Below are 25,036 nucleotides of genomic sequence, written 5' to 3' on the forward strand. Positions count from 1 at the left end.
CATGTCAGTAAACAGTCACAATCAAGAAGCGGCGAAAACGCGCGAGCAAATAAAAAATGAACGAAAAGTGGATGAAGAAAAACCGCGTTCAAAACGAATTCGGATTCGTCTCATCCCAATCTGGCTTCGAATTATTATTGTTGCTGTCTTGATTGTACTCAGTGCAATTGCTGGTGCTGCTGTCGGATACGGAGTCATGGGAGAAGGCGACGCAAAAGACATTTTTAAAAAATCAACCTGGACTCATATTATTGATCTTGTTGAAAAAGAATAGTAAAGGTAGACCGAGCAGACTCTTTTAAGAGCTGCTCTTTTTATGATTGGCGGAGAGTTGGATGGAGTTTGGCGGATAAATGGGTGTTTACGGCGGATAAATTAAAAATAACGGCGGATAACCACTCTAAATAACTCAAATTACTTTCTCATTTGTAGTTCTCATCACTTCAAAGAATCTATACTATCTATTTTGTACTATACAGCATCAAACATGCTGGCTTTTAAACAGGAATCAGCACTGTTACTGTTTTTTCCCATTTAATTTTGCGGTTCAACGGGTTTTTTAGTACAATAAAAGCAGTAATACCTAATAATAGGAGGAGGTACTAAAAATGCTCGATATTACACAAATTAAAGAAATTATTCCACATCGTTATCCATTTTTACTTATTGATAAAATGTTAGAGGTAGTTGAAGGACAAAAAGCGATTGGCCTTAAGAACGTGACAGCGAATGAAGAGTTTTTTAATGGCCATTTCCCTGATTATCCAGTAATGCCTGGTGTTCTAATCGTGGAGGCGCTCGCTCAAGTTGGTGCAGTTGCCATGCTAAAGAAGGAAGAAAACAGAGGTCGCCTTGCCTTCTTTACAGGCATTGATAACTGCCGTTTTAAACGCCAAGTGAGACCAGGAGATCAGCTTCGACTTGAAGTAGAAATTATTCGTATTAAAGGTCCAATCGGCAAAGGAAAAGGCACAGCGACAGTAGACGGTGAAATCGTATGCGAAGCAGAAATCATGTTTGCTTTAAAATAATAAGATATTTTTAGAAAAACCGCTTAAAACATGAGATAAACAGCAATAAAACCCGAAAAATTAGCAGATAGATATTTAGAATCTGCATAATTATTCGGGCTTTTTGTTGTCTTTTGAATTTTTTTATTTAAAAACGGTGGGAAGGGAAGGGAACGTACGTCAATTATGGCAAAAAATATTAGCCGTTTTTCCAGTGCGTTAAACTGGTGAATATTGGACAACTACCCAGTGTTTATAACGCGGACAAAAGGTGTATGTATGTAATATGCCATGGCAAGAGCAGAAATTGAATCATTTTGAAATATTTAATGCAAGTTGTCAGTTGTTTTGGGAAACATAAAAAAAGACCAATACAGGTCGACTATAAACAGCAAGAAAGGAGCTAACATTATGAATAACAAGCTTTTAAAGATCGTTGGAGGTTCTCTTCTTTCAGCAATGCTTCTTACAGGTTGCGGAAATGACGAGCAAGATCCACCGCCAGAGGATAACAACGTGGAGGATCCAGCTGGTGATGAAGACATGGACATGGATATGGACATGAACGAAGGAAACAACGGTGACACTGATATGGACATGAATGGAGATAACAACGGTGACACTAATGGCGGCGAGGGCACTATGAATGGTGAAGATAACCCTGGCGAAGACATGATTGAAGATGAAATGGAAAACAACGACGAAGAAAATAATCAGTAATGATAGTAAGGACAGGCTATGGAGCCTGTCCTTTTTAATGAGAAATTTAAAAGTCAGTGTTTTAAACAAGGTCCGTCCTTACCTAAATGGATAAGGATTTGTGATCAATAGATATACAGTGAAAATGAATAATATTTTCCATCCTGCACTATTTTGCAGCTAATTTAGGACGACTGCGCATTTTTAGTTTAAATTCGTTTATTAGCTCTTCGCCGCTTAATCCTTGTGTTAATAATTCCTGGAGAAGAATTTCAGCAAAATCATTTCTAGAGCGCTTTAATTGACCTTTAAATAAAATGCTAATATGATTTTCTAATTCGTTAATCGACAGAATGGTGGTGACAAAGGCAGCGGGATCGTTCTCCTTTTTCGAAATGACAACTTGAACCACGAGTTCCTGATCAGATTTCTGCTGAAAAAAGTCCCGATATTGACTGTTTATATAAGCTTCAAGCAGCCATGTGCTCTGCTCGTCTTCTTTATTAATGATTAAACCGTCATCAAGTTCAATGTCCGTAAGCTTATCCTCTTCGACCACCTGCATCGAAACTAACTTAAACGTCTTCATACGCGCTGCCTCCATTCGATTCCTATTTATTAGTAAAAGTATAACATATTGCAGAATGAAAACGAATTTTCCTATATGGATCTGCTTGTCGAATTTTTTTGTCTGATTTTGTAAAATGGATATTTTTGAAAAAAATTGGATGTTTTCTCTTAGAGGAAATATGAATTTTTAAAGAGTGTGGCTGTTTAAAAATTGAATTTTAGCGGTTTTACAAACGTTGCCTACTGCCTTTAAGCTAGAATCATCAAAAGAAAGGAGCTGTAAAGACATTGATTAATCAAGTCACGCTTGTTGGGCGTCTAACGAAAGATCCAGAGCTAAAAAGAACGCAGGATGGAAAGCCAGTCACAAATGTGATTCTAGCTGTTAATCGTCAATTCAAAAATCAGCAAGGAGAAATTGATGCTGATTTTGTCCAATGCACACTTTGGAAAAAAACCGCTGAAAACACAGCCTCATATTGCCAAAAAGGTTCGCTGATTGGCATTACAGGAAGAATTCAGACAAGGCACTATGAAAACAGCGAACAAAAAAGAATATACGTAACAGAAGTTGTCGCAGAATCTGTCCGTTTTCTAGATAAACGAAAAGACCCAATAGAAGTCCCAGCCGGAAGGGAGTTTTAACAAGCATGAATCGAAGTACTGTTCCAGATAATACGGTTGAATGCATGCTTGAAAGTTTGATTAGAATGCTAGGCAAATCAAACCAAAGAGTAGACGAACTGTCAAAAAGGATTGGCCAGCTTGAGCTCATTATCCTTTCACAAGCAAAAAATAAGAATGCTTAATAATTTGTGATCACTAAAATTTTATAAAGAATGTTATCCAAGCTTAAGGGAGTATTCTATACGCATAATACAATGTTCCAACTGCTAAAAGGAATTCCCCATATTCTTCCTCTTTAAAGAAAATCAAAAACCGCCCCTATATCCTCATATTCCGGTGCAGCTGCACTGGATTTTTTTATGTGGCTGGATCAAAATGAGAATTTCTAAAGCAGAAATATTCACTATTCATCTTTTGGTTATTTAAACAAGCCCGTTCCACCTGCCCTGCAGGCGCCAGACAGTTAGTTTATGCTATTTGCTGTTTTAATAAGCAGTCTTAAAAATATTTATTGAAGAAAAGGGGAGGGTTCATCTTCCATCCGCTGAACATCTAGGATCCTGCTGCGAAAATCGTAACACCTTGCTAAACGTAAAAAGTGTAAGAGCAATGAATTTACATTTTTATGCTTGAGAGTACGAGTAAAAACTTAGTCAATTCACAAATTCGACAAAATCTGAGCTGGAAAATGTAATTAATAGGAGGATTTTGGAAAGGGATAGGAGAAAAGTACTGAGGAGAAACACATGGTTTCCCGAAAGGAAACCTAAATAGAGGAGGTGAAATGATGCCAAAAAAATTTCTTTTCTACAAGGGGAAATGCAGTAATGAAATCGACACCATGCATCGCCCGAGTTTCGGTGATGCTGTGCTTCTAAGTAAACTTTCAGAAACTAATTCCTATCAAAAATTCCCATTAAAAGAAAATAAACCACTGACACTTCAATACAAAGAAAAGCGCACAAAGAATGAGGTTCAATATCAACTGCATAAAAATCAGCTAGTGATCTGTTTCCCTGAGCCGGAAGGAAAGGAATTTTTTAATAGTATTTTGATTAAAGAAGGGAAGCGGGTCAGCTATGTGATGAATCCAGCAACAAGAAAAAAACTGCAAACAAAAGGGCGATAAGGAAAATGAAAGCAGGCGAGATGTTTTCCCGCCTGCTTCAAGGGTGATGAGAGATCATCATGTTGTTTAAAAGAATCAGCTCAGATGAACAAGATCATGCAATTCATCATTTGAAAGCTCTGTAATCCAGCTTTCACTTTGGATAATCTGGTCGTTTAAGGACTGTTTCTTCTCAAGCATCACATCAATTTTTTCTTCAAGTGTCCCTGTGCTGATTAGTTTATGAACATGAACAAATCGTTTTTGGCCAATCCGGTAGGCACGGTCAGTTGCCTGGTTTTCAACAGCAGGATTCCACCAGCGGTCAAAGTGAATAACATGGCTGGCGGCAGTTAAGTTTAATCCGGTTCCTCCAGCTTTTAAAGAGAGGAGAAAGACTGGAAACTCCTCATTTTGGAAGCGGGTAATCATGTTATCTCGCTCCTGTTTTGGGACACTGCCGTTTAAAAACGGTACATCCAGCTGGAATTCATTTTTCAGCATCTGCTGAATGATTTTGCCCATTTCAATATACTGGGTAAAAATCAGGCAGCTTTCTCCTTGCTCCCGAACAGCGCTAATAAGTTCATGAAGCTTTTCAAGCTTAGAAGAACGAGTCAGAATGGATTTCGGCTTTTCTTCTTTTAGATACAGTCCTGGATGATTGCATAACTGTTTTAAACGGCCTAACAGCTGAAGGACCATGCCTCGCCGTTCCAATCCAGTCAGCTTTTCGATTTGTGCAAAGGTATCACGTACAAGCTGTTCATATAGGGAAGCTTGCTCGGCTGTCAGCGGACAGTACTCCTTCTGCTCAAGCTTATCCGGTAAATTTAACGCTACTTCTTCATCTCGTTTCGTTCTTCTCAATAGGAAGGGGCGGATATAGGCTTGAAGCTGACGAACCTTGTCTTTATCATCATCCTTTTCGATCGGGAGAACATATTTATTCTGAAACTGTCCAAGGCTTCCGAGATAGCCATGGTTGGTGAAATCAAAGATAGACCATAGCTCTGACAAGCGGTTTTCCATCGGTGTTCCTGTAAGAGCAATATGATGTTTGCCCTTTAATTGGCGGACAGCTCTTGATTGCTTTGTCCCAGCATTTTTAATATTTTGGGCTTCATCAATGGAAATAGAGCTCCATTCCATTGCTTCGAAATCCTCAAGATCTAAATGTGTGAGACCATAAGAGGTAAGGACCACATCAGCACCAGAGCATGTTTCAGCAAAAATTTCGCCTCTTGGCCGATTCGGACCATAATGCAAATAGACCTTCATATCTGGTGCGAAGCGTTCGATCTCCTTCTGCCAATTGCCAAGCACGGAGGTCGGACAAATAATCAGCGCCGGACCTTTTTCTTCTTCTCTTACTTTTAAAAGATAAGAAATAAGCTGGATCGTTTTTCCTAAACCCATATCATCGGCAAGAATGGCGCCAAATCCATAACGGCGCAGAAAGAGAAGCCAGCTCATTCCAAGCTGCTGATACGGGCGAAGCTCGCCATGAAAGTCTTCTGCACTTTCAGCGAGAGGAATTTCTTTCAAGTTTCTCAGCTGCTTCACCATTTGCTTCCATTGCCGATTTAATTCAATTTGGATGCGTGCAAAGCTTTGCGGATTTTCGAGCTCATCATCCCGTCCGCCTTCCTCTGCCAAAAGCTCCTGCTCAATTAAATCCCGTACATGCAAGCCTTCCTTTTCGGCTCTTTTCATCATATCCTGAATATGGCGGATAAATTGCGGATCGAGCTTAATCCAGCGGCCGCGGATATACACAAGCTTTCTCTTTTCCTCAACCATGCCGTGAAATTCTTCCTCAGTCAGATCAATGCCATTCATTGAAATACGCCAATCATAATCCAGCATCGATTGAAGACCAACAAAGGAAGGTCGATGACTTTGCGAGCTCTTTACTTTTGCTTTAACCTTCATGCTCGCATTTTTCATGGCCTGCCACCAGGAAGGAAGTAGAATATCTACACCAAGTGCGAGCAGCGTTTCACTGGCTTCTGTTAAAAATATCCATGCCTCATCTTCGGTCAGAAAGGAGGTAATTCCTCGTTTGCCATTATCAAGCCATGGAAAAAGCTTTAGCCATCTTTGCAGCTCATGCTCTACTTTGTCTTCATGATCATGCCAACTCTTCTGGTAATTGGAGTAATCCTTATAATCAGCAAAAAGTTCAGGGTCATCTTTTCCGCGCAGAAAAAGCGTTACATTCCAGTGAAGTTCATCTTCACTCGGCTCCTCAAGCTTAAGCCCAATGGTAAATGGCGTATCGTCCTCCTTGATCCCCATCCATCGCTGAAAGCTTTCTTCATCAAAATAGGCAGCAAGATGCGCTGCTGATAAATGTTCACTGTTCAACTTCTCCAGCTTTTCGCCAAAGCTCGCTTTCGCTTCACGGTTGCGATTTAAATATTCTCCGAGTGCGTAATGAAACATGTCGTCGAAAAAAGAGAGTACAGGAGTTTCTTCGACGTTCCTCTCCCAAAAAGAAGGATCAAATTCATGGAGGACATTTTTCGGCAGCTCCCAGCGAAACTCATCTTTTTCCCATGCGGAAAAATCAGGGATCCAATCCTTATGAATAATCGATTCATACAATGCAGGTGCGGCGGCCAGGCAAAGCTGTGTATACTCATCCCAATCCCATTCAATCAGCTTATTAAACTGTTCGGCGGAAAAAAGCGAAACAAGTTCCCAAGCATTCAATATGACACCGCTTATTCCATTCCGCTCTTCCTCTGTCAGCATCGTTCCATAAAAACTGCCGGCATGTCGGCCAAAAAGGAGCTGTTTCCAGTGCTGGGGATCATACGGATTACCGTGTTCGTCTACGGCAAATAAAAAATAACGCTCACCAGCGATTCTATTCAATTTAATGTGAAGATATCTTGTTTTAAGCATCAATCAGCTTACCCCTTTTGCACTCTTCCTGAAAGGCGCGAAGGCGCTTGGTTTTAAGTAGAATCTCATCCAGATAAAGCGACCATTCATCCAATCGCTTCAGTTTTTTATAAAGTGTGCGCAATTTCTTCATTTTGCGAACGGCTGCTTTATAATGGTCCCGGTTTTTCATGGCAATGTCACTTTGAATTCCATGATGGTAAAGAGGTAGAAGAACGGTCGGGTCAGCCTTTTCTAATGTTTTAATTCGATCGTTTTGCATCATCCCTAAATCAAAACCAATATATGCCTGCAAGTCGCCCCATTTTTCGAATTCCTGATTCTCAAAAAGAAGGAATTCATACTCGCTATAACTGTATGGAAGTGTTTCCTCAAGCGCACGCTCAAATAAATCCATACGGCCGGTCTCGGTGCAGAATGGTGAAATCACCTTAATCGCCAGTCGTGTAAAATCCCGGCATGAGTAGTAATCAGGCTTAAGCTGTAAGTAAGTCTGCAGCTTACCTATAAAGACATCAAGATAGGATCCTGCCCGCTTCCAATCTTTTTGTGAATTCAGCGCCTCAATCCAATAAAGCATATACGCTGTTAAATCTGGATCAGGCTCGCTAAGTCCTCGTAAGGCATCATCGTCCTGCCGCAGGAGGAAATCAATATGAATCGCAGCAACTTTTAGTGAGAATACTTGTAAATCGCTGCTTTTCTGTAATCTCTCCCGTTCATCCTGGCGCCAATTTTTCTTTGTGAAAAAAGTTGTCCAAAGGATACGGTATAGATGAATACGTTCATACTCTAATGGCGCCTCTCCTTTTAGAATCTCTATGGAATCATCTTTCATTTTCTCAATAAAGTCATCAAAGGCAAAAGGGAAGGACTGTCCTGATAAAGTCCTCATTCGTTCGAATACATCGTCCATGATCGATTGAAATACATGGCCATAATGGCGGTGAATCACAATCTCTTCATATTCCAAACGCTGCGATAAGTCTGCGAGCTTTCGGAATGTATAAATATAGCCAATCAGCTCGTAAAGAAGGCGCCATTCCCGTTCAGTTGGAGCGCCTGCCTTCAAGCGGCGAATATAAATAGAATAAATTTCAGGAATGATGTAGGGTTTAATTATGCCTTTGCTATAAAAAAGCTCCTCAAAGCTAACCTCAAACGTTTCAATCCATTTATCATAAGAAGGCTTCTTCATGCCCGCTGTTTTCAGCAAGTCACGTGCTTTCTTCAGGCCCCAGCCTTTGGCATCCTCTTTTTCCTTCAGGGGCCTGCGCCATTCTTCAGCCCAGTCAGAAACACTGTGTGCTCTCGAAAGCAGCTGAAAAAACACAGCCATCTGATGCCGGCAAAAACCTTCAGCAGGACAGGAGCATTCACTCATGGAAAAAAACTCAAGATTGAGCAATACATTCGCTGGAGTTACATCCTGGACGACAGCGGAAATTAAATCACCTTGCACGCTGAGACTGCCGACAAGCCCTTGCCGATACAGCATTAATCCTTTATGAACAAGCTTTACATCTTCCTCAGCATCTGCATGCAGCATGCCCTTCAATTCTTGAGATGCGAACTGTAACGGCTCCTCTAAATGCTCTGGAATTCCCTTCATCCTGCCAAGCCTCCTTTTTAAATCCACGATCAATATTGAAAATGGAAGTGACTGGCACCTCATTTTCTGCATTTGTTTATTATAACATTTTGAAAAGACTGGTTGAAGGGAAAGAAGAACAGAGGTTGATCAGTGGAAAAATAGTTTATGAACATTGCATAAATTCTGTTTAATAAGTACTTTCTTCATTTTCCAAAAAATACAGTTTGCGGTAGAATAGAGATGTACTAGTAAACTGACAGGAGATATGTTCATGAAAAATATGATTTTCTGCTTAATGAAGCCATATGAGTATGCTATTAGGCTCGAGCATGCTGAATCGCCAAATCCTATTCTAAAGAAAACACTTGTACTTACAGGGATAAGTGCGCTGCTTTTTGGTATTAGTGCGTTATTGGGTTTAAAGTCTGAAATACTGTCACCAGCTATTTTTGACTTATCGAACTCCGAGTATGAGACTCAAAAAATGCTTTTTGCAATTGGTCAAATACTTTGGGGGATTGTCATCACGTTAATTCTATTATTTTTACCTTCTTTATTCTTTTGGACAGTTACAGAAATAGAGTATAAAAAACTTGTACATATACAATTTGCGATCGTATGTATAATTTTAATAGAAAAAGTGCTTCTTATTTTACTAGGCTATCTATATGGTCTGGACTCAAACTCATCGCCATTCTCATTGGGAATAATAGGACAATATGTAACCAGTAATGAAATTCTCCTGAAAATCCTTTCAGTTATTTCCATATTTAAGTTGTGGATTATTTATATTCAATATACTGTTATAAAGGTTTTATCCGATAAAAGTGCAACATTTGTCTTATTGATTTGTTTAGCCTTCAATATTATGTGGTGGATATTTGCTGCTATTTTTAAATACTTAGATTTTGCCAAATTGTTGTAGGGGAGAAATAACATGAGAAAAAGAGGGATCAGTACAGCATTAATCATCATTACACTGCTTTTTCTAGGTGTAAATACTTTTTTAATCGTTAAATCCGACAGCAAAATACAGAGAATCTCTTATGTTGAAGAGTGGACAAGCCCTTTCGAAAGAGATTTACAAAAGAAATTAAGCAGCGAAGGCGTTATTGTTTCCTCCGTTGAAACTCCTGTTTATCATGATCAAAATAAAGGAGTAATCAATGAATTATTAGTTCAGGAGGGAGAGGAGGTTACGATTGGTTCACCTCTCTTTACGTATATAAACGATGATTTGAATTTTGAAAATTCTAAACTGGAAATCGAACTTGAAAAGCTTGAAGAAGAATTAGAGGCGGTAGAAACCAATATAGACCAGTTAGAAGACCTATTGGATGATGCTCAAACAGCAGCTGCTCCAAGCGATGAAAACGTTGAAAACAGGGATAATGAGTTTGAAATTCAAAGAGAGCTGCTTGAAAAAGAAAGACTATTCAGCATCCTGGAAAGTGATATATCTAAACTGGAGAAGCTGCTAGACCAAGAAGCTGACCGAGAAGATCTTTTAACGGCAGAAAGTCCTGCTGATGGGATCATTCAATCCATAAATGTAGACTTAGGGGACCCTTTTATTACAATTATATCTACAGAGCAAAAGGTAGAAACTACATTAACAGAGTCGGAACGCAAGGAAGTAGAGGTAGGCATGCCGGTTTATATAAGAGGACAGAATACCGAAATGTTAGAAGGTTCAGTTGGTGAAGTGTCGCTTATTCCGACAGATAAACCAGAAGTAGGGAAGGAAAGTAACTATCCAGTTGATATTTTTATTACAGATGAAATGGAAGAAACGCCATTCGGTACAAAAGTGAATTTGGAAATTGTTACGGATGAAGTCAATCAAACCCTTGCCATCCCAACGGTTGGGATCAAAAAAGCTGCTTTAAACGCTGTTTATACTTTAACAGCTACAGGCAAGGTTGAAAAAAGAATGATTGAAAGAGGCCTGCATGTAAACGGCTTGCAAGAAATTTCAGATGGACTCCAATCAAATGATTTCATTGTGAAAACAGGAGGAAGGAATATTCAGGACGGCCGGACTTTTATTACTCCGCTTCGTATTGAAAACGTATCGAAGACGCAAATGGAAAACATGGAAAGAAACCAGATCTTGAAAGCGATAGGGAAAGGGTTCCTATCACACTAGTCAACTCTAATATGGCTCCAATGTAAAAAGCTATTCCCAGATACTGGCAGGAATAGCTTTTTATGTACATTCAGAAGCATAATGAGCAGTACTGGAGAATACCAGACTTAGCAGCCAAATTTACAGCAGCAGTAAAAAGGAGCTGCTGCTCAATTAATGTGAATGATAAACGCTGAAATGCCTAGTCGTTCATATTGAAGACTTGCCAGCCCAATTGATTGGCAGATTAGTAGAATCGCTTAAAGCCATCAAAACGGCTTTTGTAGTAAGAGTTATCTAAACTTGTAATCCTTACACCAGAAGAATCAGCATGTATAAATTCATTATTGCCAATATAAATGCCCATATGTGAGATTCCAGCTCTATAGGTGTTTTCAAAAAATACAAGATCCCCTGGCTGTGGCTGGTCAATATAATACGATCTGCTATAATAGCCGTCCGTAGAATATCGTCCCATACTTGATCCTGTTTGTTTCAGTAAATAATATACATATCCGCTGCAATCAAATCCAGCTGGAGTAGTGCCGCCCCAAACATATTTAGTGCCAATATATTTTTTGGCTTCAGTAATCAAGTTCGTCTCTGCTGGGGGTTTAGGTGCCTGTTGAGAACCCTCTTTAGCAATCAAAAGTTTTTGCCCTGCAAAGATCAAATCAGATTTTAAATTGTTTAAGTTCTTTATCTGCTGAATGGTCGTCTGCAAATCACGGGCGATTGCACTTAATGTATCACCTTTTTTAACAATGTATGTTGATTGACCTGTATTCCCAGCAGGTGGCGCAGGTGGTGCAGGTGGTGCAGGTGGAGGTGCTGGCTGTTGTGTGTTCCCGTTTGCAGCTCCTGAATTCGCAGTTGATGACACTTTTAAAACCTGCCCTGGAAAAATAAGATGTGTAGTCAACTTATTCCAATTCATTAAATCCTGTAATCGGATATTATATTGCAGAGCGATTTTAGAAAGTGTATCTCCCGATTTAATTGTGTATGTATGATTAGCAGCTGGTGGTGCAGTTTCGGTCGGAGGCGCAGCCGGTCTGTTTGGTGTTTGGTCAACAGGATCCTTTGAAACTAATAATCTTTGATTAATCTGTAATAAATCTGAACTCAATCCATTTAAAGATTTTAATTCTGGAATGGAAACATTATACTTTTTCGATAACCCCCAGAGTGTATCTCCCTTTTCGACTGTATGAGTATCTGCTGACGCATGTGCTGCATAAGCGGAGGAAAGAATAGCAACTGTGGCTATTGTCACAATTTGTTTTTTCAATTATTCATTTCTCCTTTATATATAGTAGTTTTATATCAGTATTCTATCATTATATCGACAAAAAGATAACGGTTTTTACATCTTTATACAATAAAAAGCACAAAAGTTTCATGTTAATAATGAGTACAAAGAATCTTGAAATTTATCATAATATCGGCTTCACTCCTGCTGCTGCAAAATTAAAGCAATGTTTTTAAGCAGGAAGATATTTGAAGCTTATAGTGGATCTGATGATGAGTGATGAATAGACGCCAAAATACCTGTGTATGAACCCAAGAGAAGAAGTAAATAAATGAATGTAAAAGAAAGATGAGCAGGAAATGAAATGGTAATATTAACATTCAGCACGAAGTACTAAAGGTTTGTGCGGAAATTTGGTATACTATAAAACGTAAGAATTGTGTTTAAAACCTATTGAATACAAATATATCTTGCAAATATACAATTGATAGGTGGAAAAAAGAATGAGTGAAAAGAATTATCGTGTTTTACTGTACTACATGTATGTCCCAATTGAAGAGCCTGAAGAGTTTGCCCAAGAGCATCTTGCTTTTTGCCAAGAGCTTGGCTTAAAAGGAAGAATCCTTATTGCCAATGAAGGCATTAACGGAACGGTTTCAGGTACAATTGAGCAGACAGATCAATATATGGCAGCAATGAAAGCTGATCCTCGCTTTGCTGAAATGATTTTCAAAATAGATGAAGCAGAAGAACACGCCTTCAAAAAAATGAAGGTTCGCCATCGCGAGGAGCTTGTGACACTTCGCCTTGAAGATGATGTGAACCCGAATGAATTGACCGGGCAATATTTAAGCCCGCAAGAGTTCTATGAGCGTTTAAATGATGAAGATACGGTTGTACTTGATGCCCGCAATGATTATGAATATGACCTTGGTCATTTCCGCGGTGCAATTCGTCCAGATATCGTCAATTTCCGTGACCTGCCGCAGTGGGTTCGTGAAAATAAAGATTTACTTGGAGATAAGAAGATTGTTACGTATTGCACAGGAGGAATACGCTGTGAAAAATTCTCTGGCTGGCTGCTGAAAGAAGGCTTTAAAGATGTCGCCCAGCTTCACGGTGGTATTGTCACATACGGACAAGACCCAGAAGTGCAAGGTGAGCTTTGGGACGGGCAGCTGTATGTATTTGATGAGAGAATTGGCGTACCTGTTAATCAGAAAGAGCATGTAGTTGTTGGACGTGATTATTTTACCGGCGAACCTTGTGAGCGCTATGTGAACTGCGCCAACCCTGCCTGCAACAAAAAAATCTTATGCTCTGAAGAAAATGAGCATAAATACATGCGCAGCTGTTCAGATGAATGCCGCACAAACCCTCGCAACCGCTATATCATTCAGCACGAATTGAGCGAGGAAGAAGTACAGAATCGATTGGGTAAAATTGAAGCGTAAAACAGCATCAAAGAAGGGGCATCCAATGTATGGATGCCCCTATTGTTTTTTAAAAAATATAAATAAGCAGCGCAGTAGACGAACGGTTGCGTTTACCTGGCAGACTTGCCAACCTCGAGTTTTAGTTAGAACCTATTTCTATGCTTTTTGATTGGAAAGCTGATGAATAACATTTTCAAGCTTCTCGTCCACAACACTTGCGTCGTCAATATGCTGCTTCAGCAAGGCATTTACTTCATCAAAAATATGTTTTGTTTTATTGATTTCGTCAGCTGCTTCTTGTGATTGATGTGTTTGTTTGCCGATTTGCTGCATGACTTCACCAACTTCGTTTTGAACAGTACTAATGATGCTAGTAATTGAATCAATAGCTTTGGCTGAACCGCTGCTGATTTCCATTCCTTCTTGGATCAAATCCGTGCTTTGCAGTGTTGACTGCAGTGTTGCGCCGATATCCTGCTGAATATTTTTCGTCAAATTGCTAATATTAGCAGTACTTTCTGCTGTGTTTTCCGCCAGCTTTCTAACTTCCTCTGCCACAACAGCAAACCCTTTACCCTGCTCCCCGGCACGTGCAGCTTCAATAGAAGCATTTAAGGCAAGTAAATTGGTTTGGTCAGCGATTTCTTTAATTACCTTAACAATCATTTCAATTTCCTTGGAGCGTTCATTCAGCTGCTCCATTTTACGGGAGTTTTCCTCTAATTGTGCACCAAGCTGCTTCATCAGCTCTTCGGATTTTAAGATAGAAGATCTGCCATCATCTGAACGTGATACCATTTCCCTGGCAGAATGAATCAGAACCTCTCCTTTTTGTGAAAGATCTTTTGAATTCTGAACTGAAGCTTCACTTAAACCTTTTACATGATCAAAATGATCTTTAATATTGCCAACTAAAGAACCAAGTGTACCGTGCTGTCCGTTCACCATTTCATGTTGATGAAGGGTATGTTCCAAGTCATGAAGAAACTTGGAAATGGTGTTTTGCAGTGCAGCTTCTTTATGAGCCATTTCTGCCTCAAGCTCCATTCGAATGGTTTGTTCTAATTCTTCCCGTTCCAACTCTAATCTGTTCGCTTTTTTCTTTCCTATCAGCAGCATCTTATTACCTCAATCCTTATGATTTATGGTCTTCCTACCTATTATATCGGCAATATTTCCTATCTTTTGTGCTTCTTATCAATCTTTTTTGAATATTTCCGGGGAAATGAGTGAATAGTGTCGAAAGTTGTTGAAATAATGAGAATAAAGACTTAAGATAAAAGTAACAGATGTTTAAAGGCAAACTTATTGAAAAATAAGGACGCAAAGCCGCGAATCTAAGGTTTTTTGAAGGGTTTTTAACTTGGCATAATGATGGATGCACAGCCATGCTGCCGGGAATGAAGGCTTTTCTTATTAGAACTATGATGGTCGGGCTGCCAGCGAGAGCGGGGTTAAAAAAGTTGACAAGGAGAGAGGACGATGGAAGCTTTATTCGGAACAGTAGGCTACTTTGAACAAGAAATCCGGCGCCGTGTAATAAGCGAAGAAAAAATTAAAATTGCACAGATTGCTGAAAATTTAGAGGTGGATCTTAAGGTTAACTTTGTATGTCACGAAGACTTAAGAAAAGAATGCCTGAAGAATTTGTATGACGCTTCAGAGAGACTGCTTCAAGCGGCTGATCAGAAGTTAGAGAAGATTCCTTGCTAGGAACAGAGTGATTTTTTACTGCAATAATATTTTGCGATTTTTTATAATAAGACTATATTTTTCACATATATATAATAGCTGAACTTAAACAGACATCTTGATTGTTCTGTGCGGGTTCAGCTTTTTCTTTTTCAAAATATGTTCACTTTCAATGTATGCTGTTTGTGGAAATTTATTGAATGAGAATGATAAAATAGAATACAAGTAGGAGGGGGATTCATGAGAAAAAGATGGTTACTGGCTGCTTCGTTCCTGTTTTTTGTTGTTTTAGCAGGCTGTTCAAATGAACCTACGCCACAAGAACAGTTTTCGCAATATATTAAACATTGGAACAACCAAGAGTTTACCGATATGTATGGCTACTTATCAGCAAATGCAAAGGAGTCCATTTCAGAGGAAGACTTTGTTGAGAGATATAAAAAAGTGTATAAAGACTTAGAAATCTCGGATTTGGAGATTGTGTCGACTGCTGACGAAGAACAGGAGTTCAAAGAAGAAAATGCACAACTTCCTTTTTCAGCGTCTATGAATAGTGCAGCAGGAAAAATAGAATTCACACATGATGCAGCGCTCATTAAGGAAGAGCGTGAGAAAGAGGAAAATTGGTTTATAGAATGGGATACAACATATATTTTTCCTGAGCTCGGTGCAAATGACAAAATTAACTATACATCCATCCCGGCCCAGCGCGGTGATCTGGTCGACCGCACCGGCGATATGCTTGCCTTTAATGGCACCTTATATGAAGTTGGCATCGTTCCCGAGCAGATGGGGGATGATGAGGCAACTACGATTAATGGTTTAGCTAAGGCTTTAGGGGTTTCCGAAGAAAGCATTGAGAGTGCGTTAAATGCAGATTGGGTACAGCCTGGGCATTTTGTACCAATTAAAAGAGTTTCCCCTGATAATGAAGGGCTTCTAAATGAAGTATTCTCTCTGCCTGGTGTTTTAAAGCAGGACGTGAAGGGCAGAGTGTATCCTGCTGGAGAAACAGCAGCACATATGATTGGCTATGTTGGACCAATCACCGCTGAAGAGTTGGAGCAAAATGATGGAAAAGGCTACTCTAGTACAGATCTAATTGGAAAAAGGGGTCTTGAACAAGTTCTGGAAGAACGGCTAAAAGGAACAAATGGAGTTAAAATCAGTATCAGCAAAGAAGACGGTTCAGAAGTGGTTCTGGCTGAAAAACCAGTAGAAAATGGAGAGAAAATTCAGCTTACGATTGACTTGACGGTCCAAGAAGATCTGTATGAAGAGATGAAGGGAAGTGCCGGAACTGCATCTGCCATTGATCCGGTCACAGGTGCAACTCTTGCATTAGTGAGCAGTCCAAGCTTCGATCCAAACGCCGCCTCACTAGGATTGACAGCACAAGAATGGAAAACGCTCGAAGAGAATGAACTTCAGCCGCTTCTCAACCGCTTTAGCCATAACTATGTGCCAGGCTCTGTTATGAAGCCAATCACAGGTGCTATTGGTCTTGAGGCGGGCATCACTACCGCAGATGAAACAAAGGATATCAAAGGATTGCGCTGGCAAAAAGACACATCATGGGGCAGCTACCATGTCACACGTGTTAAGGATCCGGACTCACCAGTTAATTTTGATCAGGCAATGATGTACTCAGACAACATTTACTTTGCTCAAGAAGCACTGCAGCTTGGAAAGGATTCTTTTAGTGAAAAATTAAAAACGTTTGGCTTTGAAGAAGAAATTCCTTATGTATATCCGCTTCAATCATCTCATACGGGGAATATGGACACCGAAATAAAACTGGCGGATTCCGGCTATGGCCAAGGGGAAGTGGAAATGAACATTCTCCATCTTGCAGCCAGCTATACGCCATTCATCAATAACGGTTCACTCATCAAACCAGTGCTGTTAGAAAGTGAAGAGAAGAATCAAGTTTGGAAAGAAAATATCATTAGTGAAGAAACGGTTTCAATTATCAACTCGGCACTGCGAAAAGTTATTCATGAACCAGGCGGAACAGGCCGCGCTGCCCAAATGGACGATTACCCGCTTGCCGGAAAAACCGGAACAGCTGAACTTAAATTAAATGTAGGCATGAAAGGCCAGGAAAATGGAATGTTTGTCGCCTACAATCCCGATTCGCCCAAATTGCTCATCGCCATGATGATCGAAAGTGTTGAAGATGCAGGCGGGTCCGGCATCGTCGTTGAAAAAGTGAAGAATGTTTTTGAGAAGAATATGGGAAGATTCTAATAAGTGGGCCAAGAGGAAATTTCCTCTTGGCTTTTTTTTATGTTTTGAGATAGCGGGAGGATGGAATGTCAGCGTTTGGGCAGCGGGTTTTGAAATGGAAGTTTGCAGATACGAGCTGAGGATTTGAATGGGATAGTACAGATTAAATAGAAGTTTTAAGATTCAATCGGAAAAGTATCGATTTGATAGGAAAATGAAATAAATTGATAGGAAACGGCTTTGATTTGATAGGAAAACGGAATCTTTTGATAGGAAAACTCAAAATTTTGATAGGAAAACCGCAGAATTTGATAGGAACCAGCTTACATACCCCCTTAAAAAGAGTATTCAACTGCTTTTTTAAGAGAAGAATAAGAAAATAAAGCTCAGCACCTTTTGGATTAGCCAAAAATACGGGCAAATGGTTAAAATGAAATGAGAACTGCTGATAAATGATCGGAAATTTTAAATTGATCGAAAAACCTTAACAAAAGATCGAAAAATAAAATCAAATGATCGAAAAATAAAATCAAAAGATCGAAAACCAAATCGAATTGATCGAAACTCTGCTCCAAATGAACGAAAACCAATCCAAAAAATCCAAATCCAAATCCAAAAGATCAAAAAAGTGCCCAATTTAACCGAAAAAAACGCCATAGACGCTGTTTTCTCATTTGTAACCAGAGTCTCAAACAGCAAATTTCCTAAAATAAATCAAGGTGCAAAAGAAAAATGGCATTCATGCTGTATGATTAGTATAAATGGATGTAAGTTTTGACCAGGGGAGGTAGACTCATATATGTACAATCAATATTTCCAAAAAGCTATAGAACGAATCCAGCTGGTGCAGGAAAATGAAAAGGAAAACATCGTAAAGGCTGCTGAAAAGGTAGCGGCTGCTATTCAAAACGGCGGAATCATCCAGCTGTTTGGCTGCGGTCATTCACATATTCTAACAGAAGAGGTCTTTTATCGGGCGGGGGGACTTGTGCCGATTAATCCCCTGTTTATAGAGCCGCTCATGCTGCATGAAGGAGCATTAACATCCTCTTATTTAGAGCGCCAGAATGACTATATTGAACCGATTCTAAAGGAGTATGAAATTCAGCAAGATGACATTGTTTTTGTCATATCAACATCAGGCAGAAACCCAGTACCCGTCGACGTGGCAATGGAAGCCAAGAAGAGAGGAGCTTATGTCATCGCTCTTACATCTCTGGAATATTCTAAAAGCCAGGCTTCAAGACATAAAAGCGGAAAGCACCTATACAACTCTGTCGACTTAGCCATCGACAATTGCTCGGTGAAGGGAGACGCGATTCTTTCATATGATAAAGTAAAGGTGCCATTCTCTCCGACCTCAACCGTAGTGGGGGCAGTCATCCTGAATGCCATCTTTGCTGAAGCCATCAAACTTATGGCAGACAATGGATTCGAACCGCCAGTATTCCTAAGCGGCAACATGGACGGCGCCGACGAACATAACGAAAAACTCATCCAAAGATACCAGTCGAGAATCCCGTTATTGAAATAGGTGCAGAAGCAACGGGAGGAATGTCCGTAAGGTTCAATTAAGACGTGGATCAAGTTGTTCTTTCCACCACCCCATCGTCGCAAGCAAAACAAACAAAAGGCACAACTAGCTCCATGCCAGCTGTGCCTTGATCTGCTTCTTCTCCTCACACACTCCATGAAAACCAGATTACCCTTGCACGCTCACCCTATCCTCTATCTCATACAATTCTACTAATCTTTTGCTAATATGAGTTATATCTTTTTCCATTGCGAGTTTGTAGCCGTTGTTTGTCAGATCTGGTGCAGCTTGGTCCACGATCCGGATAATCTGTTCCTTAAACGATTGAAATTGACTGGCTTTATAGACATGAACATTATCATCAAGCCACTTTTCGTATATAGGAATATCGCGGACGAGAATCGGGATTTTTGCTGCTAATGCTTCCAGGAGGACGATGCCTTCTGTTTCTTCATGTGTTAGAAATAAAAATAAATCGCTGCCGCAATAGGCATCGCGGAGGTCCTCGCGGCTAATAAATCCCGGGAAGTGCAAGTTGGGAACTTCCTGTTTTATGGCTTTTTTAATTTTTGCCGGAATCAGGTTCATGCTTGTGTGGCCAAACCAATAAAACGTATAATCTGGCAGCTGTTTGGCTAATTCAATAAAATCATCAATTCCCTTTCGTTCCATAAAATGGCCGACAGAAATGACGACTTTCTCTTCATCATGAAGGTGATATTTTTGGCGAAATCGGTTTCTTGCTTCAGCGGTTCTTTGAAAGAAGCTTGTATCGATTCCATTCGACAAACTAAAAATAGGACGCTGTAGTCCATAGGTATCTAATATGGATTTCGAATAATCTGTTGGAGTAATAATAATATCTCCTTTGCTATAGCAATACGAAATCCATTTTTTGAATAACGGTGCAATCAGATTTGAGCCAATAAAGGAGTTACGGAAATCCTCCATGGTTGAGTGGGCATAATACACAATCTTCTTGCCTTGTCGTTTTGCTCGCCAGCACATCCATAAGGAATTAGGGAATATGGTGTTTAAATGGACGATGTCAAAATCCTCTTTCACATCATTGGTATGTATGATATTTAAATGTTCTAATGCTTGTTTCTGATGGCGGATCGCCTGCCCAATCCCGCTTTTGTTTACGAGATTCAATGACCCGGCGTACAATAAAACCTTCACGATTAAAACCCCCTTGGATTATCTGTTAAAAAGAGTCACGATATAATGAAAAATCAGCTCTAAACCAAAGCTGTAGATGGCAATAGGCAGGGGTTTTCCGATTAGAATAATCGTCGTAAACTTGGCTAGCGACATTTTCGTTGTTCCTGCTAAATAGCATAAAAAATCGTCCGGGGCGATCGGAAAGAAGATCATAACAGTAAAAAACACTCCGAATCGCCGATCATCTGCCCAGCGGTGATATTTTTCGCGTAATTTTGGTTTGAATAAGTATTGAATAACGGTATTCCCAAACTTTTTCGAAATTAAAAAAGCGGCGATTGATCCTAAACAGATCCCGATGTAATTATAGATAAGCCCCATCACCGGGCCGAAAACTAAAATTCCGCCCAGGCAGCTGATTCCGCCCGGAACAATTGGAATGATTACTTGGACAAATTGAAGGACAACAAACATGACCGGTGCCCAAATACCAAATGGTTTAAGGAAGTTCTCTAACGCTTCCTGTGAATAAAAAAGCCCACTTTTCATTCCGTATATTAGAAAGAGAATACAGCCTATTAAACTTATGGTTGTAACGGTATTCCACAGGAACTTAAATTTCCTCTGTTTCTTTTTCTGTATGTCATTCATTGGTTCCATTCACTATGATTCAAATAAACAAGATCCCTTCTCGGAGGATGATATAAAGAAATGGCGTGATGATATACACTCTCAACATGGTTGGCAAAGGCAGCAGAAGAATAATGATCAAAAGCTTTCTTCTCAGCATTCGCGGAAAGCTTTTTGTATGCACAATCATCACTGAAGATAGCAGTCATATAACGCTCAAACTCACTAAATGTCTCGAATAGCCACCCGTTTACACCGTTTTCCACGACATTCTCTAAACATGGATCCTTCTTGCATAGTGCGGGCAGGCCGCTTGCCAATGCTTCAATATATGTCAATCCCTGTGTTTCACTATTGGATGCGCTAACAAACAGATCAGCCGCCTGATAGTAGGACGGAATATCCTGTGGTGCTACCATTCCGGTAAAGGTGACTTCATTCTCAATATCTAGCTTTCTGGCATATTTCTCAAGCTGCTGCCTATGCGGACCGTCCCCAACTATGAGTAATTTCATATTCTTGCGTTCTATTTGTGAAAAATAGGACAAGACTTCTTCCAGGTTCTTCTCTTTTGCCAGGCGTCCCACAAAAATCAATACATGATCCTGCTCGGAAATCTGAAGTGCTTGACGGATTTCATTTCTGGTTTGTTTGGATTTATTGTGCATATAGGCTGATAAATCGATGCCTGTTGGAATGACATTAATTGGCTGCTTCACTCCATAGCCTTTTAATAAGCTGCTGACCTTTTCAGTCGGTGCGATTACATAGGAAGCATTTTTCAAGACTTTTCTGGAAAAAAGGGCAACCATCGCCTTGCCCCATTTTTGGTTTGGCGAAAAATAATGCGTGTAATCCTCATATACGGTATGGTACGTGTGCACAACGGGTATTCGAAGATATTTTGAGATGTATTTTGCCAGGCGGAAGGTGCTGAACTCACATTGTGTGTGAATGACATCTGGACGCCAGTCAATTATTTGCTGAAGATATTTGTAATTTTTAAAAAAGGTAACCCGTGCGCCAGGATAAATTTTGTCAATTCCTAAAGAGCTAATATAAGTTACATCGTCTTTTATGTGGGATTTAGCTTCATTTGATAAGGTGAGAACTCTGACTTCATGTCCTGATTTTTCTAATTCCTTCTTCAAGTTAACAATCGAAGTCACCACTCCATTAATGACAGGTGAATAACATTCCGTCGTAATTAAAATTTTCATATGTAGGCCTCCAGTTTGAATGCTTCTAAAAACCCATGATTAATCCATAAATAGTATAATCCACTATTTTTAACGTTGTATTAAATAAATATAAAGTTTTCTTAATATTTCGAAACGAATAATAGGTTCTAATGACTACATGTTATGCATATAGGGAGCACGACGCAAAGATGCTGCTGGTTAACTGAATCTATAATAGTCACCAAAGAATGAACAGCCTTTTAAAAACTAAGTGCGCGGCATTAGCAATTTGAAATATTTTTTCAAAGCAATTAAGCTGATAATGAAATAAATATTTAAACCCATGCATACATCATTAATAAGTGGACAGAGCAGGGTGGAAGGTGGAGAGGAAATGAAATATCGTGTTTTAGCAATTGATATGGACGGAACCCTTTTAGACGAGAGCAGAGAGATTAGCAGAGAAAATATAAATGCGATTCAGGAGTACCGGAACTTAGGCGGGCATGTCATTGTGTGCAGCGGGCGTTCACCTCTATCAACACGCTGGCTGGCAGAATATATCGGTTTATCAGAACCCATCATTGCCTACAATGGTGCTGTAATCCAAAATTACGATGGCGAAATCCGCAGCACCCTCCATTTCAAACAAAATGACCTGAAGAGATTAGCAGCCTATTGTGAGGAAAACGGCTTATATTTACAGCTTTACGAAGGTGATCAGCTGATTGTTTCGGAAAGAAATAACCGGAATGAACATTGGATTGAACACAACATCTTAGCATTAGAGCAATCTGGCGCAAGTAAAGAAAGATGTGACTACTACCGGAGCCAATGCGCAGTGCAGCATACGGAAAGTCTTAGTACATACTTAGATAAGAACAAACCAAACATCAGTAAAGCCGCCATTTTTGCTGAAAGAGAGAAAACCATGAAGTGTGCCGGAGATCTGCATGAGGAAAGGCTTGGTATCCACATTAGCAGCAGCTTAAATTATGCTAATCTTGAAATTTCACCCGAAAATGGCACAAAAGAATATGCACTGCGAAAAGTTGTTGAAGAACTTGGATTCACCTTAAGTGAAGCGGCCGCCATTGGGGATAATTACAATGATCTTGGCATGCTGAAGGCTGCGGGGCTGGGCATCGCTATGGGAAATGCTCCAGAAGAGGTAAAGGAAGCGGCAAACCTATCCACTCAGACGAATGATGAGGCGGGAGTTGCGTTTGCCATTCAAAACTATATTTTGAAATAAAATTTTAAAATATAATAAAATATATTGAATTAATATTTTACACACGTTAAAATAACATCAAGAACAGAAACAGCTAGAAAGAACAATTGGAGGCGTTTACATTGGATCGTGAACTTGTTTCTCTTACAACAGAATCGCGTAATGAGTTATCAATGGAAATAGATACAGCCAGCGCTGGCGAGATATTAAGAATTTTTAATGAAGAAGATCAAAAGGTTGCGCTTGCGGTAAAGGAAGTTACAGCAGATATTGAAAAAGCTGTTGAGCGGGTTGTTCAATCCTTTAAACAAGAAGGCAGACTTCTATATATCGGTGCGGGCACAAGCGGCAGATTAGGTGTTCTCGATGCAGTGGAATGTCCGCCCACATTCAGCACCGCACCTGAGCTTGTTCAAGGAATCATTGCAGGCGGAGAAAGAGCCTTTACGAAAGCGGTTGAAGGAGCAGAGGATAAGCCCGAGCTAGGCGAAGCAGATCTAAAAGAAATCGGTCTTACTGCAAACGATACAGTCATTGGAATTGCAGCAAGCGGCAGAACGCCTTACGTGATTGGGGCGTTAAAATATGCGCGTACGCTCGGAGCGGGCACCGTCGCATTATCCTGCAACAAAGGCTCCTTAATTGGCAAGGAAGCAGAAATTAATATTGAAGTGATTGTGGGTCCTGAGGTGCTGACTGGTTCGACCCGCTTAAAATCAGCGACGGCACACAAGATGATTTTAAATATGATTTCAACATCGTCCATGATTCTTATGGGCAAAGCATATGAAAATTTGATGGTGGATGTGCATGTAAGCAACCACAAACTGAAAGAACGCGCTATTGGCATTATCCAGAAGATCACAAAGGCAGATCGGGAAAAAGCTAAGCAGGCACTGACCGAATCGGATCTGCAGGTGAAAATTGCGATCATCATGATTACAGCAGACGTAAGCAAAGCTGAAGCACAAAGCTTGCTGGATCAAGCTGGCGGCTACGTGCGCAAAGCGATCGCGTTATCCGCAAAATAAACCTATTAAACAGGAAAAAGGAGTTACCCAATGGCAAGCGGAGGATTAAAGATTATTCGAAACACGCTGGAGCAGCTGCCCGCTTCGGAGAGAAAAATTGCAGAATACATTTTAGCGCATCCGCAGGCTGTGATTGACCGTACGGTAAGCGAGCTTGGCCAAGAGGCGAATACAAGCGGAGCGGCCGTCATTCGTTTATGCAAGTCACTTGGTTTAAAAGGCTATCAGGAATTGAAAATGCGCATAGCCGGTGATCTTATTAAACCGGAAGAGCATGGCTACCGTGATATCGAGCCTGGCGAATCGTATTATTCGATCGTTCAAAAGACGATGAGCAACAGCATTCAAAGCTTGAAGGATACAACCGAAATGCTTCATCATGACGAGTTAGAAACAGCGCTGCAAGCACTACTGAAGGCAAAAAATGTTCATTTTTTTGGCATTGGTGCTTCCCATATTATCGCCGTGGATGCTCAGCAAAAGCTGCTGCGAGTGAATAGACGGGCGACAGCCTTTACAGATGCCCACTTAGTAGCGACTCTTATCGCCAATGCTGAGAAAGATGATGTTTTGTTTGCAATCTCCTACTCTGGTGAAACACCAGAAGCGATTAATGTTCTTTCTCTTGCAAAGAAGCATGGTGTAAAGACGATCAGCTTAACGAAATATGGGCAAAACACGGTCAGTTCTTTGGCAGACATTCATTTATATACATCTGATTCAACAGAAGCGCCATTCCGCAGTGCAGCAACAACATCAAGACTCTCGCAGCTTCTGATCATTGATTTTATTTTCTTATGCATGGCAACCGCTGAATACGGCGAAACCATTGAGCACATTGATAAAACAAGAGAAGCAATCCAATTCCTGAAAAACCAGCATTAAGGGAGGTGGTGTAAGCATTAGCAGTTTAAATCAAAAGCACCTGGCAAAGGTATGCAGACAAAATCGCCATGATTTCTGGCATCATCTGCAAATCGCACACCATGAGGCTGAAAGTAGAG

Annotated in this window: 23 protein-coding genes and 1 riboswitch; of the genes, 15 read left to right on the top strand and 8 right to left on the bottom strand. The window is 40.2% G+C overall.

Features of this window, described 5'->3' with window-relative positions; genetic code table 11:
* Nucleotide 1 precedes the first annotated feature (1 nt).
* The 3 genes from B7E07_RS02215 (at nucleotide 2) to B7E07_RS02225 (ending at nucleotide 1,730) form a co-directional block, all read left to right on the top strand.
* Nucleotides 2–274, top strand: coding sequence for a DNA-directed RNA polymerase subunit beta (locus B7E07_RS02215; RefSeq protein ID WP_080843858.1), 273 nt, complete (start codon nucleotides 2–4; stop codon nucleotides 272–274).
* A 334-nt stretch (nucleotides 275–608) separates the two neighbouring features.
* Nucleotides 609–1,031, top strand: a complete 423-nt coding sequence (fabZ, locus tag B7E07_RS02220; protein WP_080843859.1) for a 3-hydroxyacyl-ACP dehydratase FabZ — start codon at nucleotides 609–611, stop codon at nucleotides 1,029–1,031.
* A 390-nt stretch (nucleotides 1,032–1,421) separates the two neighbouring features.
* A complete protein-coding gene (locus B7E07_RS02225; protein WP_080843860.1) occupies nucleotides 1,422–1,730 on the top strand; it encodes a hypothetical protein in 309 nt (102 codons plus the stop codon).
* A gap of 148 nt (nucleotides 1,731–1,878) precedes the next feature.
* Here the strand turns inward: B7E07_RS02225 and B7E07_RS02230 are convergent, their stop codons facing one another.
* Nucleotides 1,879–2,298: a YwpF-like family protein gene (locus B7E07_RS02230; RefSeq protein ID WP_080843861.1), complete on the bottom strand. Its 420-nt coding sequence runs from the start codon at nucleotides 2,296–2,298 to the stop codon at nucleotides 1,879–1,881.
* Between the two features lie 269 nt (nucleotides 2,299–2,567).
* On the opposite strand from B7E07_RS02230, the gene ssb reads away from it, so the two are divergent.
* From ssb to B7E07_RS02240, 3 genes are all read left to right on the top strand, one after another.
* Nucleotides 2,568–2,924 carry a single-stranded DNA-binding protein gene (ssb, locus tag B7E07_RS02235; RefSeq protein WP_080843862.1) on the top strand — a complete coding sequence of 119 codons (357 nt, stop codon included), beginning with the start codon at nucleotides 2,568–2,570 and terminating at the stop codon, nucleotides 2,922–2,924.
* 5 nt (nucleotides 2,925–2,929) lie between these two features.
* A complete protein-coding gene (locus B7E07_RS23440; protein WP_176215090.1) occupies nucleotides 2,930–3,088 on the top strand; it encodes a hypothetical protein in 159 nt (52 codons plus the stop codon).
* Nucleotides 3,089–3,690: 602 nt separating this feature from the next.
* Nucleotides 3,691–4,035, top strand: a complete 345-nt coding sequence (locus B7E07_RS02240) for a hypothetical protein (protein ID WP_218970389.1) — start codon at nucleotides 3,691–3,693, stop codon at nucleotides 4,033–4,035.
* 75 nt (nucleotides 4,036–4,110) lie between these two features.
* Here B7E07_RS02240 and B7E07_RS02245 read toward each other — a convergent pair whose 3' ends face one another.
* The gene (locus tag B7E07_RS02245) at nucleotides 4,111–6,927 is read right to left on the bottom strand and encodes a DEAD/DEAH box helicase (RefSeq protein WP_080849078.1); all 2,817 of its coding nucleotides are present in this window, start codon (nucleotides 6,925–6,927) and stop codon (nucleotides 4,111–4,113) included.
* A complete protein-coding gene (locus B7E07_RS02250; RefSeq protein WP_080843864.1) occupies nucleotides 6,920–8,539 on the bottom strand; it encodes an SWIM zinc finger family protein in 1,620 nt (539 codons plus the stop codon). The genes B7E07_RS02245 and B7E07_RS02250 overlap by 8 nt, the downstream gene beginning before the upstream one ends.
* A 253-nt stretch (nucleotides 8,540–8,792) precedes the next feature.
* Between B7E07_RS02250 and B7E07_RS02255 the strand changes: the two genes are divergently transcribed.
* Nucleotides 8,793–9,446 (top strand): hypothetical protein, encoded by a 654-nt coding sequence (locus B7E07_RS02255; RefSeq protein ID WP_080843865.1) that lies wholly within the window; start codon nucleotides 8,793–8,795, stop codon nucleotides 9,444–9,446.
* A 12-nt stretch (nucleotides 9,447–9,458) separates the two neighbouring features.
* Nucleotides 9,459–10,670, top strand: coding sequence for an efflux RND transporter periplasmic adaptor subunit (locus B7E07_RS02260; protein WP_080843866.1), 1,212 nt, complete (start codon nucleotides 9,459–9,461; stop codon nucleotides 10,668–10,670).
* A gap of 226 nt (nucleotides 10,671–10,896) precedes the next feature.
* On the opposite strand, the gene B7E07_RS02265 is transcribed toward B7E07_RS02260, so the two are convergent.
* Nucleotides 10,897–11,940: a C40 family peptidase gene (locus B7E07_RS02265; RefSeq protein ID WP_080843867.1), complete on the bottom strand. Its 1,044-nt coding sequence runs from the start codon at nucleotides 11,938–11,940 to the stop codon at nucleotides 10,897–10,899.
* 464 nt (nucleotides 11,941–12,404) lie between these two features.
* On the opposite strand from B7E07_RS02265, the gene trhO reads away from it, so the two are divergent.
* The gene (trhO, locus tag B7E07_RS02270) at nucleotides 12,405–13,355 is read left to right on the top strand and encodes an oxygen-dependent tRNA uridine(34) hydroxylase TrhO (RefSeq protein WP_080843868.1); all 951 of its coding nucleotides are present in this window, start codon (nucleotides 12,405–12,407) and stop codon (nucleotides 13,353–13,355) included.
* Between the two features lie 138 nt (nucleotides 13,356–13,493).
* Here the strand turns inward: trhO and B7E07_RS02275 are convergent, their stop codons facing one another.
* Entirely contained in the window at nucleotides 13,494–14,456 is a 963-nt protein-coding gene (locus tag B7E07_RS02275; protein WP_257391375.1) for a methyl-accepting chemotaxis protein, read from the bottom strand.
* A 169-nt stretch (nucleotides 14,457–14,625) separates the two neighbouring features.
* A riboswitch (cyclic di-GMP riboswitch) is annotated at nucleotides 14,626–14,723 on the top strand.
* A 96-nt stretch (nucleotides 14,724–14,819) separates the two neighbouring features.
* Between B7E07_RS02275 and B7E07_RS02280 the strand changes: the two genes are divergently transcribed.
* From B7E07_RS02280 to B7E07_RS02290, 3 genes are all read left to right on the top strand, one after another.
* On the top strand, nucleotides 14,820–15,050 hold the full coding sequence (locus tag B7E07_RS02280) for a hypothetical protein (protein ID WP_080843869.1): 231 nt from the start codon (nucleotides 14,820–14,822) through the stop codon (nucleotides 15,048–15,050).
* 219 nt (nucleotides 15,051–15,269) lie between these two features.
* The gene (locus tag B7E07_RS02285) at nucleotides 15,270–17,279 is read left to right on the top strand and encodes a penicillin-binding transpeptidase domain-containing protein (RefSeq protein WP_080843870.1); all 2,010 of its coding nucleotides are present in this window, start codon (nucleotides 15,270–15,272) and stop codon (nucleotides 17,277–17,279) included.
* Nucleotides 17,280–18,057: 778 nt separating this feature from the next.
* A complete protein-coding gene (locus tag B7E07_RS02290) occupies nucleotides 18,058–18,792 on the top strand; it encodes an SIS domain-containing protein (RefSeq protein ID WP_080843871.1) in 735 nt (244 codons plus the stop codon).
* 168 nt (nucleotides 18,793–18,960) lie between these two features.
* Here B7E07_RS02290 and B7E07_RS02295 read toward each other — a convergent pair whose 3' ends face one another.
* The 3 genes from B7E07_RS02295 to B7E07_RS02305 form a co-directional block, all read right to left on the bottom strand.
* A complete protein-coding gene (locus tag B7E07_RS02295; RefSeq protein ID WP_080843872.1) occupies nucleotides 18,961–19,974 on the bottom strand; it encodes an LTA glycolipid anchor biosynthesis glycosyltransferase, IagA/BgsA family in 1,014 nt (337 codons plus the stop codon).
* A gap of 18 nt (nucleotides 19,975–19,992) precedes the next feature.
* On the bottom strand, nucleotides 19,993–20,505 hold the full coding sequence (locus B7E07_RS02300) for a TVP38/TMEM64 family protein (RefSeq protein ID WP_257391376.1): 513 nt from the start codon (nucleotides 20,503–20,505) through the stop codon (nucleotides 19,993–19,995).
* Nucleotides 20,506–20,603: 98 nt separating this feature from the next.
* Nucleotides 20,604–21,806 carry a glycosyltransferase family 4 protein gene (locus tag B7E07_RS02305; protein ID WP_080843873.1) on the bottom strand — a complete coding sequence of 401 codons (1,203 nt, stop codon included), beginning with the start codon at nucleotides 21,804–21,806 and terminating at the stop codon, nucleotides 20,604–20,606.
* A 355-nt stretch (nucleotides 21,807–22,161) separates the two neighbouring features.
* Here B7E07_RS02305 and B7E07_RS02310 point away from each other — a divergent pair, with 355 nt between their 5' ends.
* The 3 genes from B7E07_RS02310 (at nucleotide 22,162) to B7E07_RS02320 (ending at nucleotide 24,917) form a co-directional block, all read left to right on the top strand.
* Nucleotides 22,162–23,022, top strand: a complete 861-nt coding sequence (locus tag B7E07_RS02310) for an HAD family hydrolase (RefSeq protein ID WP_176215091.1) — start codon at nucleotides 22,162–22,164, stop codon at nucleotides 23,020–23,022.
* Between the two features lie 101 nt (nucleotides 23,023–23,123).
* Complete coding sequence (gene murQ / locus B7E07_RS02315; RefSeq protein WP_080843875.1) at nucleotides 23,124–24,032, top strand: N-acetylmuramic acid 6-phosphate etherase; 909 nt, start codon at nucleotides 23,124–23,126, stop codon at nucleotides 24,030–24,032.
* A 30-nt stretch (nucleotides 24,033–24,062) separates the two neighbouring features.
* Nucleotides 24,063–24,917 carry a MurR/RpiR family transcriptional regulator gene (locus tag B7E07_RS02320; RefSeq protein WP_080843876.1) on the top strand — a complete coding sequence of 285 codons (855 nt, stop codon included), beginning with the start codon at nucleotides 24,063–24,065 and terminating at the stop codon, nucleotides 24,915–24,917.
* The last annotated feature ends 119 nt before the right edge of the window (nucleotides 24,918–25,036 follow it).

Origin of the sequence: Cytobacillus gottheilii (genome assembly GCF_900166665.1) — a bacterium.
Classification (GTDB): Bacteria; Bacillota; Bacilli; order Bacillales; family Cytobacillaceae; genus Cytobacillus; species Cytobacillus gottheilii_A.

Bases quoted from the DNA above. Each gene is read 5' to 3' on its own strand.
- B7E07_RS02285 (WP_080843870.1), top strand. From the start codon at position 15,270: ATGAGAAAAAGATGGTTACTGGCTGCTTCGTTCCTGTTTTTTGTTGTT.
- B7E07_RS02310 (WP_176215091.1), top strand. From the start codon at position 22,162: ATGAAATATCGTGTTTTAGCAATTGATATGGACGGAACCCTTTTAGAC.
- B7E07_RS02260 (WP_080843866.1), top strand. From the start codon at position 9,459: ATGAGAAAAAGAGGGATCAGTACAGCATTAATCATCATTACACTGCTT.
- B7E07_RS23440 (WP_176215090.1), top strand. From the start codon at position 2,930: ATGAATCGAAGTACTGTTCCAGATAATACGGTTGAATGCATGCTTGAA.
- B7E07_RS02290 (WP_080843871.1), top strand. From the start codon at position 18,058: ATGTACAATCAATATTTCCAAAAAGCTATAGAACGAATCCAGCTGGTG.
- B7E07_RS02320 (WP_080843876.1), top strand. From the start codon at position 24,063: ATGGCAAGCGGAGGATTAAAGATTATTCGAAACACGCTGGAGCAGCTG.
- B7E07_RS02215 (WP_080843858.1), top strand. From the start codon at position 2: ATGTCAGTAAACAGTCACAATCAAGAAGCGGCGAAAACGCGCGAGCAA.
- B7E07_RS02250 (WP_080843864.1), bottom strand. From the start codon at position 8,539: ATGAAGGGAATTCCAGAGCATTTAGAGGAGCCGTTACAGTTCGCATCT.
- B7E07_RS02230 (WP_080843861.1), bottom strand. From the start codon at position 2,298: ATGAAGACGTTTAAGTTAGTTTCGATGCAGGTGGTCGAAGAGGATAAG.
- B7E07_RS02300 (WP_257391376.1), bottom strand. From the start codon at position 20,505: ATGAAAAGTGGGCTTTTTTATTCACAGGAAGCGTTAGAGAACTTCCTT.
- trhO (WP_080843868.1), top strand. From the start codon at position 12,405: ATGAGTGAAAAGAATTATCGTGTTTTACTGTACTACATGTATGTCCCA.
- B7E07_RS02305 (WP_080843873.1), bottom strand. From the start codon at position 21,806: ATGAAAATTTTAATTACGACGGAATGTTATTCACCTGTCATTAATGGA.
- B7E07_RS02240 (WP_218970389.1), top strand. From the start codon at position 3,691: ATGATGCCAAAAAAATTTCTTTTCTACAAGGGGAAATGCAGTAATGAA.
- B7E07_RS02245 (WP_080849078.1), bottom strand. From the start codon at position 6,927: ATGCTTAAAACAAGATATCTTCACATTAAATTGAATAGAATCGCTGGT.
- B7E07_RS02275 (WP_257391375.1), bottom strand. From the start codon at position 14,456: ATGCTGCTGATAGGAAAGAAAAAAGCGAACAGATTAGAGTTGGAACGG.
- fabZ (WP_080843859.1), top strand. From the start codon at position 609: ATGCTCGATATTACACAAATTAAAGAAATTATTCCACATCGTTATCCA.
- B7E07_RS02225 (WP_080843860.1), top strand. From the start codon at position 1,422: ATGAATAACAAGCTTTTAAAGATCGTTGGAGGTTCTCTTCTTTCAGCA.
- B7E07_RS02280 (WP_080843869.1), top strand. From the start codon at position 14,820: ATGGAAGCTTTATTCGGAACAGTAGGCTACTTTGAACAAGAAATCCGG.
- B7E07_RS02255 (WP_080843865.1), top strand. From the start codon at position 8,793: ATGAAAAATATGATTTTCTGCTTAATGAAGCCATATGAGTATGCTATT.